Here is a 16,149-nt window from a genome sequence, read left to right on the forward strand (position 1 = left end):
TGAAGGCAATGGAGATCATGACGTGAGTGGGGCTTTGGAGGGGAGCGTTGGGAAACCGGGGTCGGCGCAGTGCGTGGCGGCGATGGCCTTGCGCGCAGCCATGAATTCGCCCGGCGAATTCACGCATTCGGCGGCGCACAGCTGGCCGCCGCGCAGGTGCAGGACGGCGAACCTGCCGCTGGCCGGGTTGCCGCGCAGCACGGTCTGGTCGCCCTGGCCGGGCAGGCCGGCGATCTGCAGCCTGGTGTCGTACTGATCGGACCAGAACCAGGGCGTTTCATGGGCGGGCAGTTCGCTGCCCGTGATGGCGCAGGCCGCGCGCCGGGCCTGTTCGAGCGCGCTGGGCACGCTTTCGAGCCGGTGCAGCCCGGGGTAGCCGGCCAGCGGGCGGCGCGTGGCATCGCCTATGGCGTAGATGCCGCTCATGGCGGTACGGCCTTCGCCATCCACGGCAATGCCGTCGGCGCAGTCCAGGCCGAGGGATTGCGCCAGTTCCATGCAGGGCGCCGCGCCCACGCCGATGAGCACGGCATCGCACTCCAGTCGGGAGCCATCGGCCATCCACAGGGCCGTGATGCGGGTGGGGCTGTCTCCCTGGATGGCGGCGACCGCTGCATTGAAATGCACCTCCACGCCCTGGCCTGCATGCAGCTGCAGCAGATGCGCAGCCATCTGCGGCGAGGCGCTGCGCGTCAGCAGCCTGCCTTCGCGCTCGATGATCCGGACCTGCACGCCCAGCTTGCGGGCCGTGGAAGCGATTTCGAGGCCCGCATAGCCGCCGCCGATGATGGCCAGGCAGCGCGTGGTCTGCAGATGGCCCTGCAGCGCCTGCGCGTCTTCCATGGTGCGCAGGTAGGTGATGCCAGGCCGTTCATCCCCGGGCAGGACCAGCCAGCGTGGCGCGGAGCCTGTGGCAATGACCAGGTGTTCGTAGTGCAGCACCGATCCGTCGTTCAGCGCCACCTGCCGCGAGCCCGGCTCTATGGCCATGGCGCGCATGCCCGGGCGCAGGGCGATGGCCTGGTCCGCAGAGGCGCCGGCGGGCCGCGACAACAGCTCGTCCGGGCCCATGGCCTGCTGCAGCCAGGCCCTGGACAGCGGCGGGCGCAGGTAGGGCGGCAGGTCCTCGCCTCCGACCACAGTGATCGGGCCCGGGTGGCCGTACTGGCGCAGCAGGGCGGCCAGGGTGCCACCGGCGTGTCCGGCGCCGATGATGACGGCATGGCCTTGGGGGTGTTGGGCGGGGTTCATGCTGCACCTTCGCAGGAGGCCCGGAGTACGGGGCGGTCGCAGATCTCGTCCCAGGCTTGCCGCATGAAGCGCGCGGCCGCCACGTTCTGCTCCAGCAGGTCATAGCCTGCGCCCAGGCCGTAGTCGGGGAGATTGATGAATTCGGTGGTGAGGTAGCGCAGCGGGCTGTGCGGCTGCGCATGGTGGCAGGCCAGCACCTTGCGGATGGCCTCTTTGGAGGGCTCCAGCAGGTAGGCATGCCAGGGCGAATGCCATTCGCCGGGTCCGGGCCGCAGCATGGGGTACTGGATGCCCCGGCCCGGGCTGCCGTCCTCGTCGCGGTGCCACAGGTTCAGGGGCTGGTTGGGGCCGGCCGCGCGCAGCTGGGCCCAGCGCACGATGCCCATGTCCAGCCATTGTTCGCACAGCGAGCCGGGCTCGAACGGGTCCAGCACCAGTTGGCCGCGCTCGAGCAGCCCGCGCACGCCCGACCGGTCCAGCTCGGCCGGGTTGCCGATCTTGAAGTTCACATGGCTGTAGTCCAGCGTGAAGTGAAAGGGCACGCCGCGTGCCTGCACGCGCCCGGCCACGCTGCGCACGCGCAGGAAGTCTTCGGTCCACGTGTTCACATGCAGCGCGAAGCTGGGCTCCACGCCCAGGCCCATGGCGTCGTCATAGACCCGCAGATAGTGTTCGGCAATTTCCACATCGGACAGCACATGGCCGTCGCGGTGGTGCTTGAAGGTCATGATGTTGTGGCAGCGCACGCCGATCTCGCGGCAGATGCGAAGGTTGCCGGCCAGCAGGACCTCGTCCTCGCCCAGGCGGTAGAACCAGCTGGCGGTGTGCACGGGCAGCTTGAATTCGGCGATGGCCGACTCGTAGTCGGCCAGCTGGTGGCGCAGCGGCAGGCGGTCGAAGCAGTCGAACACGCCGGTCTCGCTGACGAGGCGGAACTGCTCGCGTATGGGCAGCTCCTGCAGGCCGATGGGCTGGTGGCGCGAGGAGCGCTGCACGCCACGGCCGTTGCAGCCGATGGGCGGGAGGGTGGGGCGGGGGGCTTCGTGCATGACCTGCTCCTCAGCCGCCCGTGGGCGCGCCCACGATCATGCGGTCCGCCGACAGAGGGTGGCCCGCGTTGCGCGACCCGGTCAACGGGGACCAGGTATCGAGTACATCGGTTGTCATGGATCTGTCTCCTTGTTGAGTGTGGTGTTGCGCCCCGGCCGCTGCTCAGCCCCATAGGCGCTGCGGGCCAAGAAGGCGTCATCGGCCAAGCGGCTCCCGGCGCCGCTGCCCGCACGGTGGAAGGCCTCCAGCGCGAACACTGCTTTCAGCCTGCTGCCCAGCGCCTGCGTTTGCCGCAGGGGCCAGAAGCTGGCCTGCATGCCGCCTGGCGCGGGCTCGCCATGCCCTGTCTTCGAATGCAGTCTGGGCATGGGATGTCTCCTGGGCTCCGATCGCGGCTCTCGACCCATGGCTGCTGGGTTGATGCGGAAAATCAAGGTGTATGCACTCGAATTAAGTCGGATTGCCTACAAAGAAACACCAAGGCTTTCCATGGAGCAATGCCTCTTTTTCCCCGCGTACAAGGATTGTGAATTTTTCGATTTGACTTGACTATCGGGAAAATACTTTATTTGTTTTTGACTATTGAATTGGGTGTTTGAGCGTAGGCGCTTGAAATTCCCACGGTGGACGGATGTTTCCACCGGGGCCAGCGTGGCGATGCAGGACCCTGGACGGTGGCAATGCACCGCAGGCAGCTGAAATGTCAGCCCACAGCCATGCAGGCAGCGGCGGCATGCAGGGGCAGGAGGTCCATGTCGGGGGAAGGAAAAGGAGAAGGAGGAGGAGCGGAGCCGGCTGCGGATCGCGCGCAGCTTGCGGCTGCTCACCAGCGTCCGCGAGGCTGGCGTCAGGAGCACGGCGCAGATCGGCCTGCTCACGGCCATTCCCGATGCCTCCGCCGACCTGGGCGGCTTCGCGCTCGCCCGGCGCGTGCCCTGCCCAGGGCGGTGGTCAACCGCCGAAGGCAGGTGGTGCGCGCCGTTCAGCGCATGGTCACGAACTCTTCTGCCGCCGTGGGGTGGATGGCCACGGTGTCGTCGAAGTCGCGCTTGGTGGCGCCCATCTTGAGCGCCACGGCAAAGCCCTGCAGCATCTCGTCCATCCCCAGGCCGATGCCGTGTATGCCCACGATGCGTTCCTCGGGGCCCACGCAGACCAGCTTCATGCGCGCGGGCTGGCGGTGGCGCGTGACCGCCGTGTACATGGCGGTGAAGGCCGACTGGTAGATCTTGACCTGATCGTCGCCAAATCGCTCGCGCGCCTGCGGCTCGGTCAGGCCCACGGTGCCGATGGGCGGGTGGCTGAAGACCACGGTGGGCACGTTGTCGTAGTCCAGGTGCTCGCCGGTCTTGCCGTTGAACAGGCGCTCGGACAGGCGCCGGCCTGCGGCCACGGCCACGGGCGTGAGTTCGATGCGGCCCGTGATGTCGCCCACGGCGTGGATGCCGGGCACATTGGTGTCCTGGAACTTGTCCACCGCGATGTGGCCGCTGTCCTGCAGCGCCACGCCTGCGGCCTCCAGGTTCAGGCCCGAGGTGTCGGGCCTGCGGCCCACGGCCCAGACCACGCAGTCCACGGTGTGGCTGCTGCCGTCCTGCAGTTGCAGGTCCAGGCTGCCGTCGGCATTGCGGACCACGGCCTTCGGGGTGGCCTGGCGGTGCACGGCGGGGCCTTCGGCCTCCATGATCTCCATCAGGGTCTGGCTCAGCAGCGGATCGAATCCGCGCAGTGCCGAGTTCTGGCGCAGGAACAGATGGGTCTGCGAGCCCAGCGCGTGCAGCACGCCGGCAATCTCCACGGCGATATAGCCGGCACCCACCACGGCCGTGCGCGCAGGCAGGGCCTTGAGGGCGAAGAAGCCGTCGGAGTCGATGCCCAGCTCGGCGCCAGGTATGTCGGGCCGTGCCGGGCGCGTGCCCGTGGCGATGAGGATGTGGTCGGCACTGAGCCGCTGGCCGCCCACCTCCACGGTGCGCGCATCCACGAAGCGGCCAAAGCCCTGGATCAGCTCGACCTTGTTGCGCGCCAGGCCGCTTTCATACGAGGCATGGATGCGGTCGATGTAGGCGCTGCGGCTGTCCAGCAGGCGCTGCCAGTCCAGGCCCTCGACGGTGGCATCCCAGCCGTAGTCGGGGCCGTAGCGGTGCATGGCCTCGCCGATCTGGGCCGCATGCCACATGACCTTCTTGGGCACGCAGCCCACGTTGACGCAGGTGCCGCCGATCTCGCCGGCTTCGATCAGCGCGCAGTGGCGCCCGTGCATGGCGGCGCGGTTGGCCGATGCAATGCCGCCGCTGCCGCCGCCGATGACGATGTAGTCGTAGTGCTTCATGGAGATTCCGTGCTGTGTCTGAGCGGCCCGAATGCCGCAGCCGGCCATCTTGCCCTGTTCGCCGGCCAGGGGCCTGCGGCGGGGGCAATGCCGCCATCTCCGCGCCCAGACGACGGCCCGGTTGGCCGGCATATCGCCGCTTTGCAGGGCCGGGGGCAGCAGGCGTTTGGTGGCGAATGAACGGACGGTGGCGCGGCAGCCCGCGTTGCGCAGGGGGCGGGACGCACTGTCAAGAAAAGCGCAACGCGCAGTCAAGGCGCGGGCAGGTGCGGCCGCTAGGCTCCTGCATTGCCGGTACCCCCGGCACGGACCAGAAGAACAGCAAGTTGAAACGGGAGTGCATGTGAGAGAACGAGGCAGTCGCCTTCAGGCGGAATTTTCCAGGGCCATGATGCCGTGGGTGGTGGTATTCGGAGCCGGCCTGCATTGCGTCGCGGCCGTGGCCGCGCCGGCGCAGGGGCTGGTCATGACGGGCTACCAGACGCAGTACAACGCTTTGTATACGACCATGGTGACCGAATACACGTTCAGCGTGGGTGGGGTGGTGCAGCAAGGCGGCACGCCACCGGCCACAGCGGACTGGGCCACCCCTTCCAACTACTGGGATGGCGGCTGGGCTCGCAACAGCTGGAACGAGCGCTACACATACAGCTACCAGGGCCAGATCCTGCAGACGACCAACCCCCTGGACATTCCTGCGGCGGCAGCCTGGGCCACGATCAGCTCCTTCCAGGTGGAGAGCTCCTCCAACACCCGCCCCATCGGCAACACGATCTTTCACTATTCGCTCGATGGCATCCAGACCCTGCTTGCCATGGACGCATCGTCCATCCCCGCCAATGCGGTCTGGGCGGGTCTGTCATCCATGTCCGATGGGTGGAATGCAACACAAAACCATGGGTTTGCCAGCTATGTGCTGGGCCGCCCGGTCTTCAGTCTGGCTCCCGTCGTCGACCCGCAGGCGGGCGGCGTGACGGCCAAGGCCCGCGTGGCGCTGGACCGGGACGGCACGGGCTACTGGCAGGTGCTTGCTGCGGCCGCAGCGGCGCCGGACGCCGCCGCGCTGCAGGCCGGCGGCTCCCCGGTCGTCATGACGGCAGGCGTGGTCCACGATATCGATATCGGGGGGCTGGCGGTGAATACGGCCTACAGGCTGCACTTCATCGCCAGGGATGGCGCAGGCCGCGTGCAGCCGGATGTGGCCAGCGTGCCCTTCACCACGCTCAGGCGGGAGCAGACCATCGACTTTGCGCAGCCGTCGGCGCAAACCTTCGGCACGACATTCACGCCCGTTGCAACGGCTACCTCCGGCCTGGCCGTGACGTTTTCCGCATCTGCGCCAGAGGTTTGCACCGTCGATGCCGCAGGGGTGTTCAGCTTCCATTCCGCAGGCACTTGCACGATGACGGCCCGGCAGGGCGGCGACGCGACCTATGGTCCCGCCCCCGAGGTGGCTTACCCGGTGACGGTGCAGCCTGCTGCGCAGAACATCGTCTGGAGCATGCCGGCGCCCCTGGTCGTGGATGCACGGGTGGCTCTGAGCGCCGCCGGCGGTGGCTCGTCCCAGGCCGTGCAGTTCAGTTCCCTGACGCCGGCGGCGTGCTCCGTCAGCGGTGCCGAGGTGTCCGGCAGGCTGGCGGGTACGGACAACTGCCTGCTGGCCGCCGATCAGCAGGGGGATGCCAACCATCTGCCTGCGGCCCGGCAAGTCCTGTCCCTGAGCATCGGCAAGGGCCCGCAGGCCATTGCCTTCACTTCCGTGGCGCCAGCGGCCGCCAAGGTGGGCGATACCTATGCCGTGGCAGCAACGGGCGGGGCTTCCGGCAAGGCGGTGGTGTTCTCCGTGGATGCGGCGACGGCTGCCCATTGCACCATCGCGGGCGGTTCTGTCTCCTTCATTGCGCCGGGACCCTGCCGCATCCTGGCAGACCAGGCCGGCGATGCGAACTACGAGGCGGCGGCAAGGCAGCAGCAAAGCGTGCAGATCGCCCAGGCCACAACCACCCTGGCGATCACCTCGACCCCCAACCCTTCCCGGCCCGGCGACGATGTGACCATCAGCGTGTCGGCCGTGACCGGGGCGCAGGACCGACGGGGGGCGCTGCGGGCGATGGCGGCGGCGCTCCCCTCGGGCAGCATCACGGTCTCGTACAACGGGGCGCAGCTGGGGTCGGCGCCCCTGGTTGGCGGCGCCGCCAGCATCACGGTCCGGCTGCCCGTGGCGGCCGGATCCCACGGCCTTGTGGTCGACTACAGCGGGGATGCAGTCCACGCCCCGATGAGCCAGGGCTTCACACAGGCCGTGGTGGCGGCGCCGGTGCCCACGCCTGTGCCGGCCCTGCACACCGTGGCGCTGGTCATGCTGAGCCTGCTGGCGGCCGGGATGGGGGCCGGCAGGCTGCCCAGGGGCAGCATGGGCCGCATAGGCCGGTAGGCCAGGCTGCCGGGCGGCATGAACCCCGGCGCGGCGCCTCAGGCGGCAGCGATGCGCCGGGCGATGGCCTGGCCCACCTCGGTGGTGCTGGCCGTGCCGCCCAGGTCGGGCGTGCGCGGGCCGCTCCTGATGACCTCCTCGATGGCCGAGACGATGGCGTCGTGCGCCGCGCGGCCTGCGCCCTGGCCGTGGGTCAGGAAGTCCAGCATCAGCGCCGCCGACCAGACCATGGCGATGGGGTTGGCGATGTTCTTGCCGTAGATGTCGGGCGCCGAGCCGTGCACGGGCTCGAACAGGCTGGGGAAGCTGCGGTCGGGGTTGAGGTTGGCCGAGGGGGCCAGGCCGATGGTGCCCGTGGTGGCCGGGCCCAGGTCGCTGAGGATGTCGCCGAACAGGTTGGTGGCGGCCACCACGTCGAAGCGGCCCGGCTGCAGCACGAAGCGCGCGGTCAGGATGTCGATGTGCTGCTTGTCCAGCGTGACTTCCGGGTAGGCCTTGGCCACGTCCTCGGCGCGCTGGTCCCACCAGGGCATGCTGATGGCGATGCCGTTGCTCTTGGTGGCCAGGGTGACGTGCTTGCGCTCGCGGCTTTGGGCCAGGTCGAAGGCGTACTTGAGCAGGCGCTCGGCACCCTTGCGCGAGTAGACCGATTCCTGGATCACGATCTCGCGGTCCGTGCCCTCGTACATGATGCCGCCCAGCGAGGTGTACTCGCCCTCGGTGTTCTCGCGCACCACGTAGTAGTCGATGTCGCCGGGCTTGCGGCCGGCCAGCGGGCAGGGCACGCCCTCGAACAGGCGAACGGGGCGCAGGTTGATGTACTGGTCGAACTCGCGGCGGAACTTGAGCAGCGAGCCCCACAGCGAGACATGGTCGGGCACGGTGGCGGGCCAGCCCACGGCGCCGAAGAAGATGGCATCCATGCCGGACAGCTGCGCCTTCCAGTCGTCGGGCATCATTTTTCCGTGGGCCAGGTAGTAGTCGCAGTGGGCCCAGTCGAAATGGTGGAATTCGAGCTTGATCGCAAAGCGGCTGGCGGCAGCTTCCAGGGCGCGCAGGCCTTCGGGCATGACTTCCTTGCCAATGCCGTCACCGGCGATGACGGCGATCTTGAATGTGTCTTGCATGGTGTCTGTCCTTGGATCGAATGGATGGATATGAAGCGGCGCCGCTGACAGCCTGGCCGCATGCATGGCATTGTTGGCTGCGCCAGGGCTAAATACAATCGGCCAACTGTGGTTCCATTATTTACAGATCGTGAATAAACAGCCGTCTCCCGAAGACCTGCGCGTCTTCACCGTGGTGGCCCGCAAATCCGGCTTTGCCGCTGCGGCCGAGGAATTGGGGGCTTCGCCCGCCTATGTGAGCAAGCGCATCCGCCTGCTGGAGGAAGAGCTGGGCGTGAAGCTGCTGCACCGCACCACGCGCCGCGTGGCCGTGACCGAGGAGGGCGAGCGCGTCTTCCACTGGGCGCAGCGCATCCTCGACGACATGGACCAGCTGATGCAGGAGGTGGCCATCACGCGCAGCGAGCCGCGCGGCCTGCTGCGCGTGAGCAGCAGCTTCGGTTTCGGGCGGCATGTGATCGCGCCCGCGCTTTCCAGGCTGGTGGAGCGCCATCCGGGGCTGCAGGTGCGGCTGGACGTGTTCGACCGGCTGGTGGATGTGGCGGGCGAGGGCTTCGATCTGGATGTGCGCGTGGGCGACGAGATCGCGCCCCACCTGATTGCGCGGCGCCTGGCCGACAACCACCGCGTGCTGTGCGCCGCGCCTGCCTACCTGGCGCGCCGTGGCACGCCGCGCACGCCGGCCGAGCTGTCGGCCCATGACTGCCTGGCCATCAAGGAGCGCGACCAGGCCTTTGGCGTGTGGCGGCTGCGCGCGGGCGCGGCCGAGCAGGCGGTGAAGGTCACGGGGCCGCTGTCGGCCAACAACGGCGAGATGGTGGTGCAGTGGGCCGTGGACGGTCGCGGCATTGCGCTGCGCTCGCTATGGGATGTGGGCGCCCATCTGCAGGCCGGGCGCCTGGTGCAGGTGTTGCCCGAATGGCGGCAGGAGGCCAATGTCTGGGCTGTGTATCCGACGCGGCTGCAGCTGTCGGCCAAGGTGCGGGTGTGCGTGGAGTTCCTGCAGGAACACTTCAAGAAGGAGTGGATGGCAGCCGCTCCCTGAGCGGGGCGGCTGCTGCAGCGGACTGGCCGGGGATCAGCCTGCCAGGGCGGCCTTCACTGCGGCGGAGACCTGGCCCATGTCGGCCTTGCCTGCCAGTTGCGCCTTGACCGCGCCCATGACCTTGCCCATGTCGCCGGGGCCGGATGCGCCCAGTTCGGCCACGATGGCCTTGACGGCGGTGGCCACTTCCTCGGCCGACATGCGCTCGGGCAGGTAGGCGGTCAGCACGGCCATCTCGGCCTTTTCCTTGTCGGCCAGGTCCTGGCGGCCCGCGCCCTCGAAGGCGGCGATGCTGTCCTTGCGCTGCTTGATCAGCTTGTCCACGATGGCGATGACGGCGGCGTCGTCCAGCTCGATGCGCTCATCGACTTCCTTTTGCTTCATCGCTGCCTGCAGCAGGCGGATGGTGCCCAGGCGCTCGCTGTCCTTGGCGCGCATGGCGGTCTTCATGTCTTCGGTGATCTGGGCCTTGAGGCTCATGGCTTTTCTCCTGAGGTGATGGCGTCGGAAAACACGGAACAAAAAACAAAAAACCCGCGCCTGGCGTCCCGAGCGCGGGTTTTGCGGCTGACGAGAGCCGGCTGGTCAAGGGCTGATCAGTACAGCTTCTTGGGCAGCTGCATGCTGCGAACGCGCTTGTAGTGACGCTTGACGGCGGCAGCCTTCTTGCGCTTGCGTTCGGCAGTGGGCTTCTCGTAGAACTCGCGAGCGCGCAGGTCGGTCAGCAGGCCGAGCTTTTCGATGGTGCGCTTGAAGCGGCGCAGGGCAACTTCATAGGGCTCGTTTTCTTTTACGCGGATGGTGGTCATTAGCTAGATTTCCAGATATCTGTGCTGACAGCGGGTTCCCGGGAAGATCGGGCCTGAGAGCCATGTTCAGCGGTTGGTCCCCGTCCAAAGTTAACTAGTATTGGCCGACGGGGCGATTGCCAGCAAAGCGGGCGATTATACGCGAGACGAAAGCGGTCTGACAAATCAGGCAGAAGGCAAGGCCTGCGCACAGGCGTGCCCACTGGCCCAGGCCCATTGGAAGTTGTATCCCCCGAGCCAGCCGGTGATATCCACCACTTCGCCAATGCAGTACAGGCCCGGCTGGGTCTTGCATTCCATGGTCTGCTGCGAGAGCGCCCGCGTGTCCACGCCGCCCAGCGTCACTTCCGCCTTCTTGTAGCCTTCCGTGCCCGTGGGCACGATCTCCCAGCGTGACAGGCGCTCGGCCAGCTGGTTCAGGGCCTTGTCGGAGGCTTCGGCAATGGGGCGCTGCCAGGCAGCATCCTGCTGCACCCAGGCATCGGCCAGTCGCGAGGGCAGCCACTGCGCCAGTTCATTGGCGATGAGCTTGCGCGAGCGCGACTTGGCCCTGAGCAGCTCGCCCTGCAGGTCCACCTCAGGGGCGAGGTTGATGCACAGGGGCGTGCCGGGCTTCCAGTAGCTCGAGATCTGCAGCACGGCGGGGCCGGACAGGCCGCGGTGCGTGAACAGCAGGTCTTCCATGAAGGCCATGCGCTCTTTCTTGCTGCCGGTGCTGATCTCCACGGGCAGGGCCAGGCCGGCGAGCTGGGCGTAGGGGGCCCAGGCATCGCCGTCGAAGGTCAGCGGCACCAGGCCCGGCACGCGCTCGACCAGGGGCAGGTCGAACTGCTGGGCCAGGCGGTAGCCGAAGTCGGTGGCTCCGATCTTGGGAATGGACAGCCCGCCCGTGGCGATGACCAGGCTGGGCGCCTGCACGGCGCCACGGCTGGTCTGCAGGCGGTACTGGCCATCCGCATGCGCGACGGAATCGACCTTGCAGGGCTGCCAGCGCTGCACGCCGCCGGCCTGGCATTCGGCCAGCAGCATGGCGATGATGTCCTCGGCCGAGCGGTCGGCGAACAGCTGGCCCTTGTGCTTTTCATGGTGGGCAATGCCGTGCCTGTCCATCAGCGCGATGAAGTCGGCCGGCGTGTAGCGCGACAGGGCCGAGCGGCAGAACTGCGGGTTGCCGCCCACGAAGTGCTTGTGGGGCGCGCGCACGTCCAAGTCGCGGTTGGTGAAGTTGCAACGGCCGCCGCCCGAGATGCGGATCTTCTCGGCCACCTTCTCCGCGTGGTCCAGGAGCAGCACCGACAGGCCCCGCTGTCCGGCCTGGGCCGCACAGAACAGACCGGCCGCGCCGGCGCCGATGACGATGGCGTCGAAAGAGAGGGAAGAGGTCACAAAAGCGTCACTCGGGGGGCAAAAGGGGCGCCCATTCTCGCGCACTTGAGCCAGCCCTTCGCGTGCCCTGTGAAACTGGCGTGTCCTGAAGCCAGGGACACCGAGGAAGGGCCGCCCCGCACCGAGGGTGTCGTCCCCCTCTGGGGGAAGGCGCGCAGCGACTCAGGGGGGACCTAAAATCCAGCGATGAATTTCCCATCGCACCAGCTGAGCATGACCGTGCTCATGTCGCCCGACATGGCGAACTTTTCGGGCAACGTCCATGGCGGCGCCGTTCTCAAGCAGCTCGACCAGGTGGCCTATGCCTGCGCCAGCCGCTACGCGGGCCGCTATGTGGTCACGCTGAGCGTGGACCAGGTGATGTTCCTGCAGCCCATCCACGTGGGCGAGCTGGTGACCTTCCTGGCCAGCGTCAACCACACGGGCAAGTCGTCGATGGAGATCGGCATCAAGGTGGTGGCCGAGGACATCCGCACCCAGGTGGTGCGCCATGTGAACAGCTGCTTTTTCACCATGGTGGCCGTGGACGAGAACAAGCAGCCGGCCGCCGTGCCGACGCTGGTGCCGTCCAACGACGAGGAAAGGCGCCGCTGGCAGGCTGCGCTGATCCGCAAGGACCTGCGCCGCGAGCTGGCCCAGCGCTTCGAGCAAAGCCGCGTGACGGCCAGCAGCACGGTCAGGCCGGGCTGAGCGTGGAGGGCGCGGCGGGCGGCGGATGCCAGGTGCCGGGCGTGCCGCCCTGCAGCTCGTTCCGCACCTGTTCGATGACGCGCCTGAGGTCTTCCATGGCAGCCGGCTTGGACAGCACCTCGTCGGCGCCGGCCTGCAGGTAGCGCAGCGCTTCGGAGGCTTCGGGGCTGGCGGTCAGCGCGATCACGCGGCAGCGGCGCAGCTGGTTTTCGGCCTCGCGCTGGCGCAGGCGCCGGATGAACTCGAAGCCGTCCATGAGCGGCATGCGTCCATCGGTGATGATGAGATCGAAGGACTCGACCAGGCAGCGTGCCCAGGCTTCCTGTCCATCGCCGGCCAGGCAGATGCCGTGGCCCAGCGCGGCCAGCTGGCTCTTGAGCAGCTCGCGGTTGAACAGATAGTCTTCCACGGCCAGGATTCTGAGGTCGGACCCGGACCCGGGCTGTGATGCGGGCAGGGGCTCGGCACTGGCCTGGGGCTTTCCTTGCAGCGCCACCGAGGCGGGCAGGACCAGGGGCAATATTCCCTCTGACGCGGGCGTGACGTCGGCCTGCATGCGGTGGTCCGGCTCCACCAGTGGCAGGCTCAGCCTGACCGTGAAGCGCGAGCCACGGCCCGGTGCGCTGTCCACCGTGATGGTTCCCCCCATGTGCTCCAGCAGGCGCCGCGTGATGCTCAGGCCCAGGCCGCTGCCAAAGGCCTTGTCCTGGTGGGCGCCTTCCACCTGCGAGAAGGGCTGGAACAGCCGGGCCTGGTCCTGCGGCGCAATGCCGATGCCCGTGTCCTCGACCTCCATCTGCAGCAGCAGGCGGTCATGCCGGCTGGCGCCATGCGCGCGCAGGGTGACGCTGCCGCGCTCGGTGAACTTGATGGCATTGCTGAGCAGGTTGAACAGCACCTGCTTGAGATGCAGCGGGTCGGCCGTCACGCTGTGGTCCACGCCGCTGCCCACTTCGGTGCGCAGCGACAGCCGCTTGCCGTGGGCCAGGCCTTGCAGCAGCGGGGCCATGTCTTCGATCAGCGGGCGCAGTGCCACGGGCTGGAGCGTGGAGTCGATATGGCCAGACTCGATGCGGTGCAGATCCAGCACATTGCCCAGCAACAGCAGCATGCCCTGGGCGGCCTTGTGGGCGGAGGCCAGCATATCGCGGTGGGGCAGGCCGAGCTTTTCCCGGTCCTGCGCCAGTTCCAGCAGGCCGATGACGGCGCTCAGCGGCGTGCGTATCTCGTGGCTGGTGGTGGACAGAAACAGGCTCTTGGCCTGGTTGGCGGCCTCGGCGCGCCGCTCGGCCCGGCGTGTCCTGCGCATCTGGCGGCTCAGGTAAAAGCCCCAGACCAGGGAGATGACCGTGACCAGGGCCAGCGCCCCGGCCAGCAGCAGCAGGCGCTGGCGGTGCTCGCGCCAGAAGCTCGCGCCGTTGCCGTTATGGTGCGGCGCCCAGTGGTGGACGATTTCGGCCACCTCTTCGGGTGCGATGGACAGCTGGGCCTTTTCCAGGATGCCCAGCAGTTCAGGTTCGGCGGCGTGCACGGCCAGGCTGATGGGGCGGGTGTAGTCGTCCAGGATGCCGGTGAGCTGCAGCCGGCTGCCCAATTGCTGGGCGTTGGCATAGCGCGCCGCGTAGTCGTTGCCCACGAAGGCATCGCTGTCATTGGCCGCCACGCTGGCCAGGGCCTGGGTCAGGTCGGCATACAGCTGCAGCCGTATGCTCGGATGTTCCCTGCGCACCGTGCTTTCGAGAAAGAAGCCCGCCACCATGGCCACGCGCTTGCCCTCCAGTCGCTGGAGGTGGTGTATGGGCTTGTCGCGCGGGGTGCCTGCGTTGGCCTCGGGCCGGGCCATCACCACGACCGTGCTGCGCAGATAGGGCGGCAGCAGCCTGATATCGGGCGAGGCCGTGGGCGGCGAGGTGTACGCCGGGGTGAGCAGGGCCTTGCCGGAGCCCAGCATGGTTTCGAGTTCGGAATAGTTGCGCGCGGCGATGTACTCGAACTGCAGGCCGGCGCGGCGGCTGATCAGGTCCAGGTAGTCGGGGCCGATGCCCTGGGCCTGGCGGTCGGCATCGAGCTGTCCCAGCGGACCCAGCGAGCCGTTGAGGACCACGGGAATGCGCGGATGGGCATCCAGCCACTGCTTTTCCGAGGGCGTCAGCGCCACGCGGTCGCCGCCCAGCAGCGGGCGGCGGCTTCCACTCCAGCTGCGCAGGATGTCGTCGCCGTGCTGCACGGTGATGCTGGGCAGGGCCTGGTCCAGGTAGGCCTTCAGCTGTGCATCGCCATGCCTCACCAGCATGCCGAAGCCACGGCTTTCTATGGGCGCAAAGCCCTGCACGCGCAGGTTGAGCAGGTAGTTGGCCTGGATCAGGTAGTGCACCGTGACCGTGTCGCCGACGAAGCCGTCGATCTCGCCCAGGCTCAGCGCCTCCAGCGCGCGGCGGGGTGTTTCATAGGTCAGCAGCTCGCTGAGGGGATAGGCGGCAGCCACCTGGGAGCGCAGCAGCTGATCGGGCGTCATGGCCAGCCGCGCACCCCGGCGCCGGGCGTCGAAGGGAGCATTCGACGGGGAGACCAGCACGGGCTGGCTGGGCAGGTAGGGCACGCTCAGGGCCAGGTCGGCGCGCTCGGCTTCCAGCTCGGTGCCGCCGCAGGCCAGGTCGATCTCGCCGCGGCGCAGCGCATCGAGCACGGCCGCACGCGATCCATAGGACTTGAAGCGCACGGGCGTGGGAAAAAGCAGGCCCAGGTGGTCGGCCGTGATGCCCTGGAAGCGATCGCCATCGATCATGCCCAGCGGCGGATGGTCCGGCGTGGAAATGCCCAGCGTCAGCGGCCCGCGCGCCTGCAGCCATTGGCGGTGCGCAGGCGTGAGCCAGGGCTTGGCGCCTGCCGTGACGCGCGTGGCCAGCACCATGTCGGCGCCGCTGGCCAGGCCGGGCATGGGCATGGCCATGCCAAGTGCGCAGCCGGCCAGCAGTTGGGCCGCCAGGTGTCGGCATGCCGGCCACCATGCCTGCGTCGCTGTGGAAGTGAGAGTACGGCTTGATGTTTTCATTGAATCCCCCGGTGGCGCTGCCGCCGTCCGGCGCAGCTGACGGCCTGCGAAAACGGTCTAGACGCTGTTTTCGGCAACCAACAGGGGATTTTTAATGAAAACTAATGATTTTATCTATCGATAGATTTTTTCTTTTTTGCAGCTCGGCACTCAGGCGGCAGCAACCGCAGGGTTGGGCTGCCCCTGGGGTTCGGCCATTGCCCGAATGCCATGGACCACATCTCCAACGACGATGACGCTGGGGCTGCCCAGTCCGGTGTCGGCAATGCATTGCACGAGCGTGTCCAGCGTGGCCAGTGCATGGCGCTGCTGCGGCAGGCTGGCGTGCTGGATCACGGCCACGGGCGTGGCGGCGGGCAGGCCGTGCAGCAGCTCGGCGCGGATGTGTTCCACGCTGCTCACGCCCATGTAGATCACCAGGGTGAGCCGGGCATCGCGCGCGGTGGCGGCCAGCTGGCGCCAGTCCGTGCCGCTGTCGCCGGGCTTGGCGTGGCCGGTGATGAAGACCACGCCGTGCGCCCGGTCGCGGTGCGTGAGCGGCGCGCCCAGGCTGGTGAGCCCGGCCAGGCCGGCCGTGATGCCGTTGACGACCTGGACCTCGACGCCGGCCTCGCGCAGATGCTCTACCTCTTCGCCGCCGCGCCCGAAGATGAAGGGGTCGCCGCCCTTGAGGCGCACCACCGTCTCGCCATCCTGCACGGCGGACAGCATGAGCTTTTCGATGAAGGCCTGGGGCGTGCTCTTGCAGCCGCCGCGCTTGCCCACGTAGACGATGCGCGCCGTGGGCGAGGCATGGGCCACGATGGCATCGCTGACCAGGTCATCGACCAGCAGCACGGTGGCCGCCTGTATGGCCTTGAGGGCCTTGATGGTCAGCAGCTCCGGGTCGCCGGGGCCGGCGCCGACCAGGGTGCAGCTGCCGCGCCGGGCGGTGTTTGCGGGGGGGTGGGACGGGGTCGTCATGGCGGGGCTC

13 protein-coding genes are annotated in these 16,149 nt (G+C 68.1%); 3 read left to right on the plus strand and 10 right to left on the minus strand.

The annotated features are described in order from the left end of the window. Positions 1-15: 15 nt before the first annotated feature. From ACF8ME_RS28275 to gorA, 4 genes are all read right to left on the minus strand, one after another. Entirely contained in the window at positions 16-1,251 is a 1,236-nt protein-coding gene (locus ACF8ME_RS28275; protein WP_392419219.1) for an NAD(P)/FAD-dependent oxidoreductase, read from the minus strand. Further along, positions 1,248-2,300, minus strand: coding sequence for a xylose isomerase (locus ACF8ME_RS28280; RefSeq protein ID WP_392419220.1), 1,053 nt, complete (start codon positions 2,298-2,300; stop codon positions 1,248-1,250). Before ACF8ME_RS28280 ends, ACF8ME_RS28275 begins: the two co-directional genes overlap by 4 nt. 114 nt (positions 2,301-2,414) lie before the next feature. Continuing rightward, positions 2,415-2,669, minus strand: a complete 255-nt coding sequence (locus tag ACF8ME_RS28285) for a hypothetical protein (protein ID WP_034368029.1) — start codon at positions 2,667-2,669, stop codon at positions 2,415-2,417. A 614-nt stretch (positions 2,670-3,283) separates the two neighbouring features. Continuing rightward, entirely contained in the window at positions 3,284-4,633 is a 1,350-nt protein-coding gene (gene gorA, locus ACF8ME_RS28290; protein WP_016449732.1) for a glutathione-disulfide reductase, read from the minus strand. Between the two features lie 388 nt (positions 4,634-5,021). Between gorA and ACF8ME_RS28295 the strand changes: the two genes are divergently transcribed. Beyond that, positions 5,022-7,067: an Ig-like domain-containing protein gene (locus ACF8ME_RS28295; RefSeq protein WP_392419221.1), complete on the plus strand. Its 2,046-nt coding sequence runs from the start codon at positions 5,022-5,024 to the stop codon at positions 7,065-7,067. A 38-nt stretch (positions 7,068-7,105) separates the two neighbouring features. On the opposite strand, the gene ACF8ME_RS28300 is transcribed toward ACF8ME_RS28295, so the two are convergent. Continuing rightward, on the minus strand, positions 7,106-8,194 hold the full coding sequence (locus tag ACF8ME_RS28300) for a tartrate dehydrogenase (protein WP_017406912.1): 1,089 nt from the start codon (positions 8,192-8,194) through the stop codon (positions 7,106-7,108). 130 nt (positions 8,195-8,324) lie between these two features. On the opposite strand from ACF8ME_RS28300, the gene ACF8ME_RS28305 reads away from it, so the two are divergent. Beyond that, positions 8,325-9,239: a LysR substrate-binding domain-containing protein gene (locus tag ACF8ME_RS28305; RefSeq protein ID WP_017406911.1), complete on the plus strand. Its 915-nt coding sequence runs from the start codon at positions 8,325-8,327 to the stop codon at positions 9,237-9,239. Positions 9,240-9,272: 33 nt separating this feature from the next. Here the strand turns inward: ACF8ME_RS28305 and ACF8ME_RS28310 are convergent, their stop codons facing one another. The 3 genes from ACF8ME_RS28310 to ACF8ME_RS28320 form a co-directional block, all read right to left on the minus strand. Further along, the gene (locus ACF8ME_RS28310; RefSeq protein ID WP_016449728.1) at positions 9,273-9,719 is read right to left on the minus strand and encodes a GatB/YqeY domain-containing protein; all 447 of its coding nucleotides are present in this window, start codon (positions 9,717-9,719) and stop codon (positions 9,273-9,275) included. A 116-nt stretch (positions 9,720-9,835) separates the two neighbouring features. Then, positions 9,836-10,048, minus strand: coding sequence for a 30S ribosomal protein S21 (gene rpsU, locus ACF8ME_RS28315; protein WP_003052999.1), 213 nt, complete (start codon positions 10,046-10,048; stop codon positions 9,836-9,838). A gap of 165 nt (positions 10,049-10,213) precedes the next feature. Next, complete coding sequence (locus ACF8ME_RS28320) at positions 10,214-11,434, minus strand: NAD(P)/FAD-dependent oxidoreductase (RefSeq protein WP_392419222.1); 1,221 nt, start codon at positions 11,432-11,434, stop codon at positions 10,214-10,216. A 186-nt stretch (positions 11,435-11,620) separates the two neighbouring features. Here ACF8ME_RS28320 and ACF8ME_RS28325 point away from each other — a divergent pair, with 186 nt between their 5' ends. Beyond that, the gene (locus ACF8ME_RS28325; RefSeq protein WP_017406259.1) at positions 11,621-12,124 is read left to right on the plus strand and encodes an acyl-CoA thioesterase; all 504 of its coding nucleotides are present in this window, start codon (positions 11,621-11,623) and stop codon (positions 12,122-12,124) included. Here ACF8ME_RS28325 and ACF8ME_RS28330 read toward each other — a convergent pair. Beyond that, complete coding sequence (locus tag ACF8ME_RS28330) at positions 12,111-15,074, minus strand: ATP-binding protein (RefSeq protein ID WP_392419223.1); 2,964 nt, start codon at positions 15,072-15,074, stop codon at positions 12,111-12,113. The two genes, ACF8ME_RS28325 and ACF8ME_RS28330, sit on opposite strands and share 14 nt — an antisense overlap. A 252-nt stretch (positions 15,075-15,326) precedes the next feature. Next, positions 15,327-16,139, minus strand: a complete 813-nt coding sequence (gene cobA, locus ACF8ME_RS28335) for a uroporphyrinogen-III C-methyltransferase (protein ID WP_392419224.1) — start codon at positions 16,137-16,139, stop codon at positions 15,327-15,329. Positions 16,140-16,149 lie beyond the last annotated feature (10 nt).

Source organism: Delftia sp. WSY_7 (assembly GCF_043104845.1).
GTDB classification, from domain to species: Bacteria; Pseudomonadota; Gammaproteobacteria; order Burkholderiales; family Burkholderiaceae_C; genus Comamonas; species Comamonas tsuruhatensis.

What these genes read in the sequence shown, in the direction of transcription:
- ACF8ME_RS28310 (WP_016449728.1), bottom strand. Translation starts at nt 9,719, where the DNA reads ATGAGCCTCAAGGCCCAGATCACCGAAGACATGAAGACCGCCATGCGC.
- ACF8ME_RS28330 (WP_392419223.1), bottom strand. Translation starts at nt 15,074, where the DNA reads ATGGCCATGCCCATGCCCGGCCTGGCCAGCGGCGCCGACATGGTGCTG.
- gorA (WP_016449732.1), bottom strand. Translation starts at nt 4,633, where the DNA reads ATGAAGCACTACGACTACATCGTCATCGGCGGCGGCAGCGGCGGCATT.
- ACF8ME_RS28295 (WP_392419221.1), top strand. Translation starts at nt 5,022, where the DNA reads ATGATGCCGTGGGTGGTGGTATTCGGAGCCGGCCTGCATTGCGTCGCG.
- ACF8ME_RS28275 (WP_392419219.1), bottom strand. Translation starts at nt 1,251, where the DNA reads ATGAACCCCGCCCAACACCCCCAAGGCCATGCCGTCATCATCGGCGCC.
- ACF8ME_RS28325 (WP_017406259.1), top strand. Translation starts at nt 11,621, where the DNA reads ATGAATTTCCCATCGCACCAGCTGAGCATGACCGTGCTCATGTCGCCC.
- rpsU (WP_003052999.1), bottom strand. Translation starts at nt 10,048, where the DNA reads ATGACCACCATCCGCGTAAAAGAAAACGAGCCCTATGAAGTTGCCCTG.
- ACF8ME_RS28280 (WP_392419220.1), bottom strand. Translation starts at nt 2,300, where the DNA reads ATGCACGAAGCCCCCCGCCCCACCCTCCCGCCCATCGGCTGCAACGGC.
- ACF8ME_RS28285 (WP_034368029.1), bottom strand. Translation starts at nt 2,669, where the DNA reads ATGCCCAGACTGCATTCGAAGACAGGGCATGGCGAGCCCGCGCCAGGC.
- ACF8ME_RS28300 (WP_017406912.1), bottom strand. Translation starts at nt 8,194, where the DNA reads ATGCAAGACACATTCAAGATCGCCGTCATCGCCGGTGACGGCATTGGC.
- cobA (WP_392419224.1), bottom strand. Translation starts at nt 16,139, where the DNA reads ATGACGACCCCGTCCCACCCCCCCGCAAACACCGCCCGGCGCGGCAGC.